Annotated in this window: 9 protein-coding genes; 6 read left to right on the forward strand and 3 right to left on the reverse strand. The window is 75.0% G+C overall.

The genetic code is table 11. The annotated features are described in order from the left end of the window. The first annotated feature begins 75 nt into the window (after positions 1-75). Positions 76-4,887 carry an eCIS core domain-containing protein gene (locus WMF26_RS20615; RefSeq protein ID WP_438001722.1) on the forward strand — a complete coding sequence of 1,604 codons (4,812 nt, stop codon included), beginning with the start codon at positions 76-78 and terminating at the stop codon, positions 4,885-4,887. A 19-nt stretch (positions 4,888-4,906) separates the two neighbouring features. Further along, entirely contained in the window at positions 4,907-5,350 is a 444-nt protein-coding gene (locus tag WMF26_RS20620) for a hypothetical protein (RefSeq protein ID WP_438001723.1), read from the forward strand. Between the two features lie 182 nt (positions 5,351-5,532). Here WMF26_RS20620 and WMF26_RS20625 read toward each other — a convergent pair whose 3' ends face one another. Both WMF26_RS20625 and WMF26_RS20630 read right to left on the reverse strand, forming a co-directional pair. Next, positions 5,533-6,297, reverse strand: a complete 765-nt coding sequence (locus WMF26_RS20625) for a hypothetical protein (RefSeq protein ID WP_438001724.1) — start codon at positions 6,295-6,297, stop codon at positions 5,533-5,535. Positions 6,298-6,329: 32 nt separating this feature from the next. Further along, positions 6,330-6,755, reverse strand: a complete 426-nt coding sequence (locus WMF26_RS20630; protein ID WP_437338773.1) for an EVE domain-containing protein — start codon at positions 6,753-6,755, stop codon at positions 6,330-6,332. Between the two features lie 331 nt (positions 6,756-7,086). Here WMF26_RS20630 and WMF26_RS20635 point away from each other — a divergent pair, with 331 nt between their 5' ends. Continuing rightward, positions 7,087-8,133 (forward strand): RNA polymerase sigma factor, encoded by a 1,047-nt coding sequence (locus WMF26_RS20635; protein WP_438001725.1) that lies wholly within the window; start codon positions 7,087-7,089, stop codon positions 8,131-8,133. Between the two features lie 234 nt (positions 8,134-8,367). After that, a complete protein-coding gene (locus WMF26_RS20640; RefSeq protein WP_438001726.1) occupies positions 8,368-9,369 on the forward strand; it encodes an OmpA family protein in 1,002 nt (333 codons plus the stop codon). A gap of 26 nt (positions 9,370-9,395) precedes the next feature. On the opposite strand, the gene WMF26_RS20645 is transcribed toward WMF26_RS20640, so the two are convergent. Beyond that, positions 9,396-13,805: a hypothetical protein gene (locus tag WMF26_RS20645; protein ID WP_438001727.1), complete on the reverse strand. Its 4,410-nt coding sequence runs from the start codon at positions 13,803-13,805 to the stop codon at positions 9,396-9,398. Positions 13,806-13,933: 128 nt separating this feature from the next. On the opposite strand from WMF26_RS20645, the gene WMF26_RS20650 reads away from it, so the two are divergent. After that, positions 13,934-16,327: a peptide ABC transporter substrate-binding protein gene (locus WMF26_RS20650; RefSeq protein WP_438001728.1), complete on the forward strand. Its 2,394-nt coding sequence runs from the start codon at positions 13,934-13,936 to the stop codon at positions 16,325-16,327. Positions 16,328-16,497: 170 nt separating this feature from the next. Next, positions 16,498-17,514: a UDP-glucose 4-epimerase GalE gene (gene galE, locus WMF26_RS20655; RefSeq protein ID WP_438001729.1), complete on the forward strand. Its 1,017-nt coding sequence runs from the start codon at positions 16,498-16,500 to the stop codon at positions 17,512-17,514. Positions 17,515-17,526 lie beyond the last annotated feature (12 nt).

Raw genomic sequence — 17,526 nt, forward strand, 5'->3', positions numbered from 1 at the left:
ATGAAGGCCAAGGCTACTGCAGGCGGCAGGCACGCAGCGAACGGTCCGGCGCAGGCCCCCGCGGCGGCGCGCGTCATGCCTCAGGACGACGCGTACGAGCGCGCAGCTGACCGGGCCGCCGACGCCGTGATGAGCGGCGGCTTGGCGCCCTGGATCGACGTGCTGCCCAGCCTCGGGCAGCGCAGGCGCGCGGAGGAGGACGATCGACGCCGCGGCCCGCGAGACGGCGGAGCGCTGGAGGCGCCGCCGGCTGTGGGCGAGGTGCTGCGCTCGCCGGGGCGACCGCTCGCCCCGGTCGTGCGGGCCTTCATGGAGTCGCGCTTCGGGCATGACTTCAGCGAGGTGCGCGTGCACGACGACGCGGCGGCGGCGGCGAGCGCGCGGGCGGTGAGGGCGCAGGCGTACACCGTGGGCCGCGACGTGGTGTTCGCCGCGGGGATGTACGCGCCCGACCGCCACGCAGGTCGGCGCCTGCTCGCGCACGAGCTCGCGCACGTGGTACAGCAATCGAGATCGCCCGACCTCGGGCAGGGCGCCTCGTGGCCGTCCGGCGCGACCTACGCCCTGTCGCTGCAGCGAACCCCGGACGGCGCGGCGCCGGCAGCGGAGCAGGCGAGGCCCGCGGGGGGCGACGCCGCGGTGGTGCCCGACGATGACCTGGTCGAGCGGGGGATCGAGTGGCCCGCCGCCGGCGAGGCCAACCTTAGATGGTGGCGGGACCTCTCGCTGTCGAGCGTGACACCGATCCGCGATCTCACCCCGGAGCGTCAGCCCCGCGCCTGGTCCAACCGGACGTTGCGCGCGCAGCGGCTCCTCTACGAGCACGGCGCGACGCTCATCGAGGGCGCGCGCCTGGACCGGGACGGCGTCCTGGGCCCGCGCACCTTCCTCGCCCTCGCGCTGGCGGCGCAGGACGAACATCACCCGGCGCGCGCGCAGATCCAGGGGCTCGGCGTCGACCTCGACGCCATCCGCAGGGCCGAGAGCTCCCTCCTTCGCGCGCGCGCCTACGCGCGCCGCCCGGAGACGCTGGTGCAGTTGCCGATCGAGGTGCTGGGGGAGAACACCGTCCGCTTCTACGACGCGTTCTACTCCATGGTCACTGACGATCGGGAGATCCTCGACGCGCTATTGTTCGGAGGCGCGGCGCCGGCGAGCCTCCGTCGCGAGGACCGGATCGAGCTGCTGAGGCGCCTGTACGGACAGCAGTCGCGGCGTCTCCACGGTACGGCGTCGCTCGTGCGCGCCCGACGGGATTTCATCCACCCGCGCATCGACGTGGCGCGGGCGGTGGAGCAGGACCGGCGCGAGCGGCTGGACCGTCGCCACTACTTCGTCTTCGTGGCGCAGAGCCCTCACCGCGTCAGCGCCCTCGAGAGTTACTTCGGGATCTGGACCGCGCTGGACCAGGCGGCGCACCGCCTCTCGCCCCGGGAGAGGGCCGGGTTCGATGAGGTCGCCGCGACGCTCGCTCGCCAGCAGAGGGGGCCCGCGTCGGCCGCCCAGGAGAGCGCCGCGATCCTCGTCGCCGTGTACCTGCCGGAGCTCGACAGCGCGCAGCGCACCGCGACCGTCGACGCGTACCTCACAGAGCGGGCGGAGCGCGAGCGCGCAGAGCGGGCGCGGATCGACGAGCACAACCGCGATGCCGCTCGCCAGCGCGCGGACCGCCTCGTGGCGCTCATCGCGGCCGAGGACATGTACCGGCCCGTGCGTCACGCCGGCTTCCGCACCGAGCTGGAGAGGGCCGTGCGAGAGGGGCAGTTCTTCGATTCGGTGCTCGACGACCTCGCGGCCCGTGAGGGACGCTGGCTCGATCGCCTCTTCGACGCCGTGGAGGGCATCCCGGGCGACGCCGCCCTCGGCTCGCTGGTCGAGGCGTCGCGCGCCGGGCGCTACCGGGATCACCCTCGCGTGCGCCGCGCGCTCGCCGCGCTGATCCAGCGCCACGGCGAGGCCCGCGAGCACGGCTACGTCGTGACGGATGGCGGCGGCGCGGTGCTGCTGGACGGCGGGACGCGCCTCGAGGCGGGGCAGGTCGCGGGGGATATCGACAGCCACTACCTGCGAGACGAGGATCGCGAGCAGCTCTCGCCGGGCGCGCAGCAGCGGCTGAACCAGGCGCTGGAGGCGGAGTCGAGGGCGTACTTCGCGCGGCTGCTCGCCGGACAGGAGCCGCTGCGCGGCCAGGAGGAGATCGGCCAGCACCTGCTCGGGCTGGCGTGGCAAGCGGCCCGGATTGATCCGGATCAGGACATCGAGGACGTCGAGTGGCAGGAGAGCCTCCGGCTGCTCGGCGTGCGCAGGGCGGCCGAGAGCGGCGACGGCGTCCCTCGCTACGACGTGGAGTACGAGGTGGTCCAGCGCGTCGTCGGCGGCAGCGCGGGGGGCACGCCGTGGACGCCCGTGGCGGACAGCCGTGGCTGGCGCGGCGAGTCCGACTTCGAGTACGCGCTCTTCTGGTACGGTTACTCGCAGACGGCGGACGTCGTCCAGGCGCTCGCGGTCGCCGTCGCCGTCGGCGCGGTGGTCGCCGTGGCATGGGAGGTGGGGGTCCTCGCCGCGCTGGCGTCGGCGGGCGGCGGCGCCGTCCCCGTGCTCGCGTCGATCGGCTTCTCGGTCGCGCTCCACATGCTCACGCACCGGCGGTGGACGCTCGAGGGGCTGCTCCTCGCGGGGATCGAAGGGTACCTGGCCGCGGTCGGGTTCCGGGTCTTCGCGCCCGTCGGCCGCGCCGTGAGCCGGATGATCCTCCCGGCGGCGCTCGAGCAGGTGGCGTTCCGGCGCGTGGTGGCCGCCTGGCTGCTCCGCCACGGCACGGTCGGCGCGCTCACCGGCGGCACCGTGGGGCCCGCGTCGCTGTTCGTGCAGGATCTCGTGCGGGTCGCCCGTGGCGGTGACTTCAGCGCGTTCGCGGCCTACCTGCGCGCGGCCGCCTGGGGGGTGTTGATCGGCGCGGTGGTCGAGATCGGCGGCAGCGCGCTGCTCACCCCCCTGTTCCGGGCCGCCGATCATACGGTGCTCGCCCGGCTCGCGGACATCGCGACGATGCTGCGCGGCCGCGAGCCCCCGGTCACGCCGAGCCAGTGGCTCTCCGAGGTGAGCGTCTCGCTCGCGCAGTTCCGCGCCTTCCTCGGCAACATCGCGGACGACGCGATCGCCAACGGCATCTTCGCGACGGTGCGCGAGCGCATGCAGCAGGCGGGCGCTGCGGTGTTCACCGGCGTGCGGGGCACGCTGCAGCGGGAGGTCATCGATCTCGCGAGCGTCGCGCTGACCCGGGACGCGGCGGCCGGCCTGGAGCGCCTGCTCCGCCTGGGTCGCGCGACGCTGAGCGATGATGCGATCGCGACGCTGCTCCAGCAGGCCCGGCGCACGCCCGAGCGCATCGACCCCTATTTGCGCTTCCTCGCCGGGCTCGACGAGGCCGCTGCGGGCGGCCTCGTCGCGCGCAACCAGCTGCGGCCGCTGCTCGATGCCGAGGCGGTGCTCGCGCTCGCGAGCCGCCGCAACTCCGCCGAGGTGGCGGCGCTGATGTCGGGCCGCTTCGCCGGCTCGCTCGACGACCTCGAGCAGTTCGCGCGGCGCGTGAACGCGCTGGAGAACCCCCTGGCCGATCGGGTGCTGGACGCGCTGCGCGCCCGGGGGACGGCGGTGACGCCTCGCTCGCTCCTGCGGATCGCGGAGTCCGGTGCAGGGCTGGACGACGACGTGCTGGGGGGCCTGCAACGCCTGCTCGACGGCGGTGACGCCGGACGCCTGGAGGCGGTGCTCGAGGCGATGGCCAACGATCAGGTCGGCGCGTTCCTGCGCTCGGCGCAGACCGCAACCGCGCCGGAGCGCGAGGCCATGCAGCGCGTCATCGCGAGCCACGAGGCCCCGCACGTGGCGTGGGCGGCGCGGCTACCCATCGCCGAGGCCGAGTCGCTGCTCAACCAGCTCACGCCGAGCGCGCGCGCCGTCATCACCGACATCACGGCAGCCGAGGCGCAGGCGATGATCGCCGCGCTCGGCATCGACCGCGTGAACCGGGCGCTCAGCCTCGGAACGGCCGGTCCGTTGCGGGGATCCCACCTGCATACGCTCCGGCAGCGCGTGCACGACGCGTCGATCCGCGACTGGCTGGACTGGGTCGAGGCGCACGCCAACCGGCTCGGCAGGGTGCAACGGTTCGCCGACGCGCTCCGGTCGGGGGCCGCGGACATCCCTGTGGGCGCGCCCCTCGACGCCGCCTCGCTCATGCTCGACTCGAACGCCCTGTTCGCCATCGAGGATCTGATGCGCGGCGCGAACTCCGCGGGCAACCCCATCACGTTCGCCTCTCTCCCACCGAACCGACAGGACGCGCTCAATGCGCTGCGCGAGGCGCGCGGCCTCGGCGCCTATGTCGACCCGCCGACGGGCACGCTCCCGACGTTCGAGTACATCGTCGGACCGGGCGCAGATCTGCGTGCGGGCGTCGTGGTCTCTGGAGAGACGCTCGAAGGGGTGGCTGCTGTCGGCCCGTCGCCCGTCCTCCCTCGGCTCCGCGGCATCGACGTGGCGCGCTCGCACACCGACTACCCGCTGGTCATCGCCGACCTCCGATCGATGAAGGTCGGCGCGGAAAAAGGCGCTCGCGACCGAGCGGTCGTGGCGGATGCGATGTTCGCCGACCTGGCCGGCGGCGGGACGCGCCGGCTGATCACGACCGATCAGGACATCGCTGTGGCCCTCGCGCAGCACTTCGCCACGCCCGTCCGCTTCGCGCCGACCGGTCCCAAGGCGACATGGTGGCCGCAGCTGGTCAGGGATTTCCCCTCTGGTAGATTCACCATCACGATCCGGGGCCACAGCCTCGAGATATTGTTCCGAGGTTCGACCTCGAGGTCGACCCCCGCTCCATGATCCTGCACAGGTAAGAGCCATGTCCTATGCGTTCTGGTTCAACGCGCCACTCAAGTGCCTCAGCTGTGGCGCCGAGATTGCGGGCAATCTCACGGGGCTCCACACGCGCGGGCTCAATCCAGAGCCTCGAGACGAGTGGGTGGTGCCGGATCAGGAGCTCGCGCTCGATCCGGACGATTTCGACACGACCTATGTACGGGTACGGAGCCCGACGGACGGGACCGACTTCCGCGTAATCCATGGCTGGTGCTGCCCGACATGCAACGAGGCGCAGTGGGCGCGCCTCGTGTTCCGGCGCGAGTCGGCGAACAGATTCCGCTTTGTCACGGCCGAGAGCGTGCCCTTGGCGCCCGAGGAGCTCCGCGCCGCCCACTTCATCAGTGATGACGTCAAATACTGGATTGAGGAGGGCCCCCCAGAAGAGACGAAAGGATTGAGCGAGGCGCTCGGGACAGCGGAGTAGGCACGCGGTGACGTACCCTCTCTGATCGCTTTGTGCGTCGGCCCTTATTTGGAGGATTACCCGTGCATCCGCCGGGTTTCGGCGGGTCGCAGCGCCTCCGGCGACCCGTGCGAAAGTGCGCGCCGCCTTCCAATCCAGGCCGTTCCGCGCCGCCCGGCCGGCAAGAAGCGCCCAGGTCGAGGCTAGCTGCCCTGCGCGGGCGTGCCGGCGTCCCCGGCCCCGGCGCTCGGGGGCTTCGGCGCGCCGCCCGCGCCCCCGTCGCGCGGCGCGGCGCCGGCGTCGCGGGGCGCGCCGGCGTCCGCCGGCGTGGCGCCTGCGCCGCGCGCGCCCGCGTCGACCGCGCCCCCGCTGGCCGCGCCCGCGTCGACCGCGCCCCCGTCGGCGGCCGCCGGCTCTGCCGCGCCCGCGTCGGCCGGCGCCGGCTCGGCGCCCGCGTCGGGCGAGGGAGCGGGCGCGGCCGCCGGGAGCTCGCTCTCCCAGCACTCCGGCTTCGGCGGGGCCGCGAAGTGGACCGTGCGCGACGCGGCGTCGCCCTTCCGGGTGACGAGCTTGTCGGTCTTGTACACCGTCGCGTTGCCGCACGCGTACTCGGCGGCGTCCTTCGTCTCGCGCGACAGCGTGCGCGCCCTCGGCGCGCGCTCGTTCTCGCACTGCGCCCACTCGAGCTCGTACTCGGCGTCCTCGTCGGCGAGCAGGATGCGGCTCACCGGATCGTCCTTCGACCGGCGCCCGGTGAGCGTCGCGCGCGTGATCGGGTCCTTGCCGTCGCGCACCGTCAGCGCGACCGGGAAGCGAAGGCTGCCGCGCATCGGCGCGCGCGTCGCCCCGACCTCGAAGTCGGGGCAGATCGGCTCGCCCTCGACCGGGGACGGCGTGGGCGGGCCGCCGCACGCGGCGCTGGAGAGGAGGAGGAGGGCGAGGGCTCGGGCTCCAGGGCGGAGGTTCACGCCGGGATTAGTCGTTACCCCGGGTGCCCGCGTCAAGCGATCTTGGTCTTGCCCAGCTTCAGCACCCGGTCGAAGTGCTCCTTCGAGACGGGGACCACGCTCAGCCGGGACTTCTTCAAGAGCGCGATCTCGACCAGCGACTCGTCGCCGCGGATCGTGTCAAGGGTCACCTGCACCTTGAGCGGGGCGACCGGCTCGATGTCCACCACGCTCCAGTCCTCCTCCGCCTCGGCGGTCGGATCCGGGTACGCCTCGCGCTTGACGCGCGCCACGCCCGCGACCGCCTTGCCCTCGTTCGAGTGATAGAAGAGCACGAGATCCCCCGGCTTCATGGCCCGCATGTTGTTGCGGGCCTCGAAGTTCCGGACGCCGTCCCACATCGTCTGGCCGTCGCGTATGAGCTGCGCGAACGAATATTTTTGAGGCTCGCTCTTCATCAGCCAGTAACGGCGAGACATGCACGATCTCCCGGGCGGGCATGAGGGCGGCGGCGGTCGGGCCGTCGCGCCCCCATCTTCGACGGACAGCCCGTCGATGTGACCGGGTACCCTAGCACCCCACCGTTCCGTCGGTGATCACGATCTTGGCGCCGTCCGGCGAGGTCCCGCCGGGCCGCGCCCTCGTCAACCTCGTCGCCGTCGAGCGGCAGGGGGCCGGTGGACCATGCCCGACGGTCGGCACCGCGCGCCGCGCGACGGCGTGGGACGCCCGAGCGAAGTGTGCCGTATTCTCGAGCGGGCGCGTCACACTCCGCGGCCGCCGCGCGATGCAGGGGCGATGAGCACGACGATGACCACCGAGCCCAGCCCCCCCGCGACGAACCCCCTGGCCGAGCCAGGGATCCGCCGCGCCCTCGAGGAGTTCGTGCGACGGCGGGTGCCGAGCGGCGAGGTCGACGACGTGGTGCAGACCGTCCTCTGCGAGGCGCTCGCCTCGCCCGCGCGGCCGGCCGACCCGACGGAGCTCCGGCGATGGCTGCTCGGGATCGCGCGCCACAAGGTGGCCGACCACCACCGGCGCTCGTTCCGGGAGACCGCGACCGAGCTGCCCGACCTGCCGGTCGGTCCGCCGCCCGTCGAGGCGCGCGAGCTGGCGCGCTGGGCCGAAGAGCAGGCCGCGGCGAACCGCGACGGGCGGCAGACGCTCTCGTGGATGGCCCGCGAAGGCGAGGGAGAGAAGCTCGAGAGCATCGCCGCCGAGGAGCAGGTGCCCGCCGCCCGGGTGCGGCAGCGCGTGTCGCGGATGCGGCGGTGGATGCGGGAGCGCTGGCTCGCGGAGCTCGCCGCGGCCGCGGCCCTGGCGATCCTCGCGATCGTGATCGTCCGGCTCCTGCGATCGACGAGGGACGTGCCCGAGGTCGCGCCGCTGCCCGAGCCGCCGCCGAGCGCCCCGCCCGTCGAGGCGCCGCCGCCGCTCGAGCGGCTCGACCCGCTGGAGCGCGCGCGCTCCCTGAGGGCCGAGGCGCTGCGCGCCTGCGGCGAGGCGGCGTGGCGCCGGTGCCTCGACCAGCTCGACGAGGCGGACCGGCTCGATCCGCGAGGCGGCGCCGCGCCCGACGTCGCGGCGGCGCGCGCGCGTGCGCTCGACGGGCTCCGCGCGCCGACGGACAAGCTGCCGGCGCCGCGGCCGATCCAGGAGCAGCTGCCCGTCAAGAAATCGAAAGCGCGGGACGAGACCGACGTTCGCCCCGCGCCCCCGCCCCGCCAGGACGTCGCCCCGACGCCCACCTTGTCGGCGCCTGTGAGGCCGCTGCTCAAGTCGAAGAAGCCACAGGCGCCTGACCTGAAGAGCAGTGGTGCATTCGAAAAAATGGATTTCCCGCCCGAGAAACGCTAGCTCCGCCCGCCCGGCGAGCCACGTCGCGCCCGGGGCAGTCGATCTCGATGGCTCGCCAGCGGTGCTGTCGTCTCCGGAGCGGGTCCGACGCGCCGCCGAGGGGGAGACGCGCGCCTCGCCGTGCGTTTAAATCTCGCAGTTTCCGGCGCAGTCGTCTAAACACGCTGGCGCTCGGCGCAATCAAGGACGCCAAGGAGAGGAGCCCAGGAGATGCGAACCACGAGATGGCTTGGAATGGCATTCGCAGTATCGCTGCTCGCCGCGAACGCCGGCTGCGCGAAAGAGCCCCAGATGCAGGCGCAGCCGCCGGCCCCGCCGGCGCAGCCGACCCCGCCGCCGGCCCCGCCGGCCCCGCCGCCGGACGCGGACGCGGACGGCGTGCTCGACGACGGCACCGACAAGTGCGTCGCCGAGAAAGAGGACGGCCTGCCGCCGGACGCCAAGGACGGATGTAAATCCACCGACCCGGACGGTGACGGCTTCGTGGCCGAGGCCGACAAGTGCCCGAACGAGGCCGAGGTCAAGAACAATTACAAGGACGATGACGGTTGTCCCGACGTCCCCCCGGTCGAGCTCGCCAACAATGAGGTGAAGCTCAACGCGAAGATCGCCTTCGCCGCCGGCAAGGCCGATATCGAGCCCGCCTCGCAGGAGCTCCTCGCCAACATCGCCCAGATCTTCAAGGACCATCCGCAGATCCAGTTCGTCGAGGTCGCGGCCTACTCCGAGAAGGTCGGCAACGACGCCGCCACCGTGACGCTCACGAAGAAGCGCGCCGACGCCGTGGTGAAGGCGCTGACCGCGCTCGGCGTCGAGAAGAACCGGCTGCGGGCCGCCGGCTACGGGGCGCACTGCGCGTCCGACGCGGGCGAGACCGAGGAGGCGAAGGAGAAGAACCGCCGGGTCGAGATCAAGATCATGCGGCTCGATGGCAAGGACACGGGCGTCGAGCTCGCGTGCGCCGCGGCCGTCACCAAGGGCCTCAAGCCGGCCGGCGTGCCCGCCACCGCGCCGAAGGGCGCCGCGGCCGCGGCCCCGGCCCCGAAGGGCTCCGACGCGAAGCCCGCCGCCGCGCAGCCCGCCGCGGCGAAGCCGGCGGACGCGAAGCCCGCTGCGGCGCAGCCTGCCGCCCAGCCCGCCGCGGCGCAGCCCGCGCAGCCCGCGGACACGAAGCCCGCCGCGGCGAAGCCCGCCGATCAGAAGCCGGCCGAGACGAAGCCCGCCAGCGTGAAGTAGGCGCGAGGCGGCGGGCGGGCAGGCGGCTACCGGCCGTCGGCCTGCCCGCGCGCGGCGGCGAGCAGGCGCAGGAGCGCCTCCTTCGCGCGCTGCCTTCGCTGCGCGTCGGGCAGCGCGCCCGCGCGCAGGCGCTCGACGTCGGCGCACAGCGCGGCGCGAGCGGCGGGAGGCTCGCCGCAGAGCCGCGCGTGCGCGCCGTCGGCCCGCGCGCCGCGCGGCGGCGGCTCGCCCGCGAGCGCGGCCGCGGCGGCCTCGATGAGGTGCGCGGTCGCCGCCGCGTCGTCGCTCTCCCCCGTCCACCGATCGACGAACTCGGGCTGCTTCGCGAGCCGCGCGAGGACGTCCCAGCGCTCCGCGCGCACGGCGAGCTCCGTCGCGAAGAGCACGACCTTCAGGTTGCGGCCGAGGTCCGGGAGGGCGCGCGTCTCGCCGTCGAGCGAGAGCACGTCGTCGACGACGCCCGCGTCGAGCGCCGCGGCCGCGCAGCGCACCGCGACGCTGAGCAGGTCGGCGCGCAGCGCCGGGCCGAGGGCGGGCTCGCGGCCGAGCGCGCGCGCGGCGGCGAGCACGAGCGGGCCGCAGTGCCCCTCGCGCCGTTGCCGCGTGAGCAGGACACCGGCGTCGTAGAGCCGGCCGCTCCGGCGCAGCGCCTCCACCGCGGCCGTGAACGCGTCGGGGTCGTACGTGCCCCGCTCCGCGGCCGTGAGGAAGCCGTCGAGGCTGCGCAGGACGGGGCACGCCGCCGCGCTGCCCGCGCGCCGGAGGTGCGGCAGCCTGCCGAGCACGTCCGCGATGCGCAGCGAGAGCGCGAGCGGATAGGCGTCGCACGCGGGCTCTTCGTAGCCGCCGAGCTCGACCTTCGCCTCGGTGCACGCGAGCGGGCCGGCGACCGCGGCGAGCGAGCGCGCGGTCCTCGCGACGAGCGGGCCGACGCCCGGCGCCGCGGCGAGCCCGGCCGGGAGCGGATCGAGCAGCGCCCGGACCGCGGCGTCGTCCGCGTCGGGCGGCAGGAGGCCGCGCACGAGCGTCCAGAGATCGCCGGCCAGGAAGGGGTGGCCGGCCTCGGCGGCGAGCTGGGCGTCGATCGCGAGCAGCGCGCGCGCGTCGCGGCCCCAGGCGAGCGGCTGCTCGGGGCGCAGCGCCCGCGGCCCGAGCCGCAGGCCGAACGAGAGCGCGGCGATGGCCCGGCGCGCCGCGGCCGCGCCGCGCTCGGCGTCGCCGTCGAGGAAGTGGTAGGCGGCCGCGAGCGCCGCCGCGGCGACGTAGGCGCGCGCGGCGTCCTCGTCGCCCTGGGGCGAGCCCTCGGGCGCGAGCGCCGCCGTGAGCGCGCCCTCGGGCTCGCCGCGGGTGCGGAGGCCGAGGCCGAGCTGGAAGCCGGTCGACCCCTCGAGGAGCCCGGCGCCGTACGAGACGTCGAAGCTGAGCGAGAACACGCGGGTCGCGGTCTTCTCCTCGTAGCGGTAGGTCATGCGCGGGACGCGCAGGCCGCGCGCGTCGGCGGACGCGAGGACGCGGTCGAGCGCGTCGCGCGCCTCGGCGCGCCGGCCGCCGGCGAAGTCGCGCACGGCGCCCATGACCGCGAGCACGTCGCCCGCGTCGGCCGTCTGGCAGGCGTCGTCCGACGCCGCGCGCATCGCGTCCGCGTAGGCCGACGGGTCCGGGGCGACGCCGCGCCGGGCCTTCGCGATCTCGCTCAGGTACGAGAGCGCCCACGCGACCCGGCTGCCGCGCTCGCTCGCGAGCGCGACGGCCTCCGGCGACGGCGGCCCGCCCAGCACGGCCGCGCCGAGGAGCGAGGTGAGCAGCGCGAGGTCGGCCTGGTCGCGCAGCCCGAGCGCCGAGAGCGCCCTGGCGTAGCCGACGAAGAGGCCCCGGACGTCGCCGTCCGCCCGGGAGGCGGGCAGCGACGCGAGCGCGTCGAGGAGGGCGACGCCGGCCGGGCCCCGCCCGGCGCCGCGCGGCGCCGCGCCGCCGCCGAGCGCCGCGGAGAGCCCGCGGAGCACCCGGCCGAGGGGCGCGCCGCTCTGCTGCGCGAAGCGGTCCGCGGTGGCGGACGAGAAGAGCGCGCGGGCGAGCGCGTAGCCGCCGGTGAGCGCGTCCGCGAGGCCAGGGTCGCCGAGCCCGTCGAGGCCCGCGGCGACGGCGGCCTCGGCGTCGGCGTCGGGGACGGTGAAGCGCACGCGCGGCTCCTCTGCGCCGGCGCGCGGGGCTCGGCCCGCGCCTGGCGCGGCGAGCAGGTCGATCGCGTCGGAGAGGAGCGTCACGAGGAGCCGCGCCTTCCGCGCCCACGCGCCGTCGCCCTGCCGGTACCGCGGCGCGAGCAGGACCCGGCCGCGGACGTCGACGAGCCGCGCGAGCGCGCGGCGCGCCTCGGCGCTCGGCCCGCGCCCGGCGGCGGCGCACGCGTCCTTCGCGGGCGGGGGCTTGCGCGAGCGCTCGGTGAGCAGCACGGCGAGGACGCCGTCGGCGAGCGCGGTGATGTCCTCCACGAGGCCGGGCGGGGGCGCGTCCGCGTCGCCCGCCGCGCCGCCGGAAGCTCCGGGCGCCGCGAGCCCCGCGACCGCGCGGCGGAGCGCGTCGCGCGCCGCCCGGCGCTCCGGGGGGAGCCGGGCCGCGTCGGTCGCCCGCGGATCCAGCGCGCCGGCGGCGCCGAGCGCGGCGTAGCGCGAGAGGCTCGCGGCGAGCGCCGCGAGGCCGGGGTAGGGGAGCGCCGGCGCGGGCGCGAGCGCGCGCTCGATCTGCGCCGACGAGAACGCGAGGTCGGGCGCCTGATCCGAGAGGAGCCGGTACGCCGCGTCGGCCGCGTACAGGCCGGCGACGCCCCAGCCGGCCTGCGCGGTGAGGTCGCCGCGCAGCTTCGCGGTGAGCGCGCCCTGGAGGGCCAGGAAGTGCGCGGGCTGCACCTCGGGCGGGTACGACATGCCGGCGAAGACGCCGGCGAGCGCCGCGCCGAGGACCGCCTCGGGGTCGCGCGCGTCGGCCATGCGGCGCTGGACGGCCACCTGCGTGAGGTCGACGATGGCGTCGCGGAGGCGCTCGTCGGCGAGCACCCCGGGGCTGTAGGCGAGGGGGATCTGCGCGAGCGCGCGGTAGCGGCGCGGCTCGGCCTCGGCGAGCGCGCGCAGCGCGGCGAGGTGCGCGAGGCCGAGCTCGGTGACGCGGCGGCGCGCGGCGCTGCCCGCCTGGCCTGCGGCGGGCGCGGGGCCGCGCTCGTAGAGCAGGCTCGGCGCGTGGGCCCACGCGGTGCTCGTCTGGTCGACGGCGCGGACGAGCGCCTCGTAGCGCGGCAGCCACGCGTCGAGCGGCAGCCGCCTGCCCGGCGCCGCCGCCCCGGAGCTCCCGGCCGCGGGCGCGGCGGGCGCGGCGTCGCCCGGGGCGAGGGCGCCGGCGAGCGCGGCGGCGAACACGAGGTCGCGGGGCCCGTCCATGGGCGGGGCGAGGTCCCGGCCGCAGCCCGGGGCCTTGCCGAGCAGGTCGTCGAGCGCGGCGCGTCGGTCCGCGGGCACGGCCCGCAGCACCGCCGCGGCGCGGGCGCGCCACGCCGCGCGGCCGTCGCGGGCCGTGCGCACGCGGAGCAGATCGCCGTAGGGCGTGTCGCCCGGGGCGGGCGGAGGACCCCCCGCGGGCGCGCCGGCGGCGCCGGTCGCGTCGCCGTCGTCCTCGAGCGCGACGCCGGCCGCGCCGAGCAGCTGCAGCGCGTACCGGCCGCGCAGCGCGGGCTCGTCGTTCGGGTCGCGCCCCTTCAGCGCCGCGGCGAGGGCGTCGGCCGCGCGGGCGGCCTCGACGTAGCGGAAGGCGCCGGCGGCGCCGAAGGCGCGGCGCACGAGCGCCGCGAGCGCGATGTCGTCCGCGGCGCGCGCGAGCGCCGCGTCGCCGCGCGCGATCGGCGCGAGGCCGGCCATGAACGGCCCGAGCGGGTCGCGCGGAAAGATCTGGACCGCGCCGCCGCGAGCGCGCGCGTGGATGAGGTGCTCGTACCCGAGGGCCTCACCGAGCGCGAGGAGCAGCGCGTCGGCGCCGAGCGCGCCGGGGTCCGGCAGCGGCGCGGCGCGGATCCAGGTCGCGCCCGCCGCGCCCCCGCGCGGCGCCTTGCCGGCGCCCTCGGCGCCCGCCTCGACGACGATCGCGACGCCCGGCCTCGACCCGCCGCGCCGGTCGAGGTCGCGGAGCAGGCGCGCCCACGGATCGCCTTCGTCCCGGGCGGCGCGCGCCTCGACGTACCCCAGGGCGAGCTCGCGCGGCGCGCGGCCTTCGGCGAGGGCCGCGGCGAGGGCGCGCTCGCACGCGTCGAGGTGCGCGGGATCGCAGCGCGCCGCCGGCGGGGGCGCGCCGCCCGCGGGGCTCGCGCCGCCGCAGCCGGCGGCGAGGAGCCCGAGGGCGAGCGCCGAGCAGACCGAGAGAGCGGCCGACGAGACGATCACGCGAGCGTGCAGCATGACGAGCGCGCGACCTACCACGAAGACCGCGGGAGGGCTGCGATGGGATCGCGGATTGGAGAGGCGGGACGGCCGGACCGCGCAGCCGTTGCCTTCCTGCCCCTACCGCCCCGTGCTACTTCCGCAGCATGCGACGGGCTCCGGAGCGACGAGGTGCCGGCGGCGAGGGGGGCGGCGGGAGCGCCGGTCGAGCGGCGCGGGGGGCCTTCGCGGCGCTCGGGCTCGCGGGCCTCGCGCTCGCGGCGTGCAGCGAGGGCGAAGGCGGATACGCCGGGTCGACCTCGCGCGTCGGCAAGGACGAGACGACCATCTACATCAACAACGGCGGAGAGCCGGAGTACGTCGATCCGGGAAAGTCGAACGACTCGGCGAGCGCCACCCTGATCCAGCAGGTGTTCGAGGGGCTGACCACGTACGGCGCCGGCGACCTTCGCCCGGTCCAGGGGGTGGCGACGCGCTGGGAGCAGAGCGACGATAACCGGATCTTCCGGTTCCACCTGCGGCCCGAGGCGCGCTGGTCGGACGGCAAGCCGGTGACGGCGCACGACTTCGAGTACGCGTGGAAGCGCGTGCTGCGCCCCTCCACCGCCTCGCTCGCCGCGACGAACCTCTACGTCCTGAAGAACGGCGAGCTCTTCAGCGCCGGCAAGCTCAAGGCGCTGCGCGAGGCCGCGACGCTGCGCGCGGCGCCCCGGCCGGACGCCCCGGCCGCGCTCGAGCTGCCCAAGGGGTCGTTCGTCGTGGTGCTGGCGCGCTCGCCGATCCAGGTCGACACCGCGATCGCGCCGCTCGCGGCGCTGCCCGAGGGCGCCGCCGCGGTGACGTTCGCCAAGGGCGACGCCGGCGACCGGCTCTCGTTCGGGGAGGGCGGCGCGGCGCCCCTCGGCCCGGCGGCCGGCGGCGGCTGGCAGGGCGCCGTGGTCGACATCGTCGGCGCGGGCCCGCCGTGCCAGTGCAACGGCGCCGCCGACCGCTGGTTCGAGGTCGCGCGGGACGGCGCGCGCGGCTTCCTCCCGGGCTGCCTGCTCGTCCCCCCCGCCGCGGGCAAGGCCGGCGCGGGCGCGGCGCCCCGCGAGACGTACGCGGTCGTCACGCCGCACGCGGACCTGCCCACGTACGAGCCCGCGGCGGCCCCCGCGCCCGCGCAGGGCGAGCCCCCGGTCGGGTTCGTGCCCGACGCGCTCCTCGTCGAGGACGACAGCGCCGTCGGCGTCCGCGCCCGCGACGACCTCACCCTCGACGTGCAGCTGGAGCTGCCCACGCCGTACTTCACCGATCTCACGAGCTACGTGACCACCTTCCCCGTGCGCAAGGACGTCATCGAGGCGTTCGCGCAGCGCGGCGAGCCCGAGCTCTGGTTCCGCCCCGAGAACATCGTGGTCAACGGCCCCTACACGCTGGATGAGTGGAAGTTCCGTTACGAGATCACGATGAAGCGGAACCCGATGTACTGGAACCGCGACAAGCTGAAGATCCACCGCATCGTCTGGCTGGAGATCGAGCAGTACAACGCCGCGATGAACATCTACAAGGCGGGCGATCTCGATTACTCGGGCGACAACTCCTCGCTTCCTTCCGAGCACCTGGACTGGCTGTCGACCAAGAAGGATTTCCAGCGCTATCCCTACCTCTCCACGTACTGGTTCGAGTTCAACACGAGGAAGCCGCCCGTCGACGACGTCCGCGTCCGGTGGGCGCTCAACCTCGCCGTCGACAAGCAGCAGATCGTCGAGAAGATCACGCGCGGCGGGCAGACGCCGGCCACGCACTACGTCCCGGACTACACGGGCTCGGGCTACGCCGAGGCGGTCGCCGAGGACAGGCGGCTCGGGGTCGATCCGTTCTCGTCGCCGGACGTGATGTTCAACCCGGAGCGCGCGCGCGCGATGCTCGCGGAGGCGGGCTACGAGGTCGTCCGCGAGGGCGACGGATACCGGGCGAAGAACTTTCCGGCCCTCGAGATCCTCTACAACACGAGCGAGGGGCACAAGCAGATCGCCGTCGCGGTCCAGGACATGTGGAAGCGCCACCTCGGCGTCTCCGCCACGCTGCGGAACGAGGAGTGGAAGGTGATGCTCAAGAACGTGCGCGACGGCCATTTCCAGGTCGTGCGGTTCGGCTGGATCGGCGAGTACAACCACCCGGCGACCTGGCTCGGCACGCTGCTCTCGTACAGCCCGCAGAACCGGACGGGCTGGGCCGACAAGGAGTTCGACGAGCTGATGCGCGCCGCCGCGGCGACGTCCGATCCCGCGGAGGGCATCCGGGCGTTCCGCAGGGCGGAGAAGCGGGCCGTCGACCGCATGCCCAAGATGCCGCTCTACTTCTACACGAAGTCGGCGCTGGTGAAGCCCTGGGTCAAGGGGTTCAAGGGCAACGCGCGGAGCTTGCAGCTCGTGAAGTGGTTTTGGATCGACCCGCGCTGGCGCGACGACCCGTCGAACGAGATCGCGTTTCCTCAGCTCGAGCTCCCCGCGCCGGGCCGGCTCGGCCCGGCCCTGGGCGGGCCGGCCGCGCCCTGAGCGCGACAGGCAGCCGCGGCAGCGCCCGCGGGCCGCGCGGCGCGATGATGCGGCGCAACGATTTCGCGGGCCGAGCCGCCGCGGGGTGAGGAGACGTCCCCGTTGACGCGCTGGCCTGGGCCATGGCCTCATCCACCGGAGAGCAGCATGGACCCTCTCGGGAGAACGACATGAGCAAGACGATCCTGGTCACCGGAGGCGCGGGCTACATCGGCTCGCACACCTGCGTGGAGCTCCTCCGCGCGGGCTACCGAGTGGTCATCCTCGACAACCTCTGCAACAGCCGCAAGGCGGCCGTCGACCGCGTGGAGCGGATCGCCGGCAAGCAGGTGACGTTCGTCCGGGGCGACATCCGCGACGCGGCGCTGCTCGATCGGCTGCTCGCCGAGCACCCGGTCGACGCGACGATCCACTTCGCGGGGCTCAAGGCGGTCGGCGAGTCGGTCGAGAAGCCGCTCGCCTACTACGAGAACAACGTCGCCGGGACGGTGTGCCTGCTCAAGGCGCTCGACGCCCGGGGCGCGCGGAAGCTCGTGTTCAGCTCGTCGGCCACCGTCTACGGGGATCCGGAGCGCGTGCCGCTCGACGAGGGGTGCCGGCTCGGGCCGGCCAACCCCTATGGGCAATCCAAGCTCATGGTGGAGTACATCCTGCGCGACGTCGCGGCCACCGGGGGCTGGTCGCTCGCGTCGCTGCGCTACTTCAACCCGGTCGGCGCGCACGAGAGCGGGCTCATCGGCGAGGACCCGAACGGCACTCCGAACAACCTGACGCCGTTCATCACGCAGGTGCTCGTGGGGCGGCGCGACAAGCTCCGGGTGTTCGGGGGCGACTGGCCGACGCCGGACGGCACCGGCGTGCGCGACTACATCCACGTGGTCGATCTCGCGCTCGGGCACCTCGCCGCGCTGAACCGCATCTTCACCGTCGGCGACAGCTTCACCGTCAACCTCGGCACCGGGCGCGGGAACTCCGTGCTCGAGGTGGTGGCCGCGTTCGAGAAGGTCAGCGGCAAGCGGGTCCCCTACGAGATCGTCGCGCGGCGCCCCGGGGACGTCGCCTCCGTGTACGCGGACCCGGCGCGCGCGACGGAGCTCCTCGGCTGGCGCGCGGAGCGCGACCTCGAGACCATGTGCCGCGACAGCTGGCGCTGGCAAGAGCAGAACCCGAAGGGGTTCGCCGACTGACACCGCATCTCT

Source organism: Sorangium sp. So ce185, from assembly GCF_051526825.1.
In the GTDB taxonomy this organism is placed as follows: Bacteria; Myxococcota_A; Polyangia; order Polyangiales; family Polyangiaceae; genus Sorangium; species Sorangium cellulosum_D.

Bases quoted from the DNA above. Each gene is read 5' to 3' on its own strand.
- WMF26_RS20615 (WP_438001722.1), top strand. From the start codon at position 76: ATGCCTCAGGACGACGCGTACGAGCGCGCAGCTGACCGGGCCGCCGAC.
- WMF26_RS20620 (WP_438001723.1), top strand. From the start codon at position 4,907: ATGTCCTATGCGTTCTGGTTCAACGCGCCACTCAAGTGCCTCAGCTGT.
- WMF26_RS20630 (WP_437338773.1), bottom strand. From the start codon at position 6,755: ATGTCTCGCCGTTACTGGCTGATGAAGAGCGAGCCTCAAAAATATTCG.
- WMF26_RS20635 (WP_438001725.1), top strand. From the start codon at position 7,087: ATGACCACCGAGCCCAGCCCCCCCGCGACGAACCCCCTGGCCGAGCCA.
- WMF26_RS20640 (WP_438001726.1), top strand. From the start codon at position 8,368: ATGGCATTCGCAGTATCGCTGCTCGCCGCGAACGCCGGCTGCGCGAAA.
- WMF26_RS20645 (WP_438001727.1), bottom strand. From the start codon at position 13,805: ATGCTGCACGCTCGCGTGATCGTCTCGTCGGCCGCTCTCTCGGTCTGC.
- WMF26_RS20650 (WP_438001728.1), top strand. From the start codon at position 13,934: ATGCGACGGGCTCCGGAGCGACGAGGTGCCGGCGGCGAGGGGGGCGGC.
- galE (WP_438001729.1), top strand. From the start codon at position 16,498: ATGAGCAAGACGATCCTGGTCACCGGAGGCGCGGGCTACATCGGCTCG.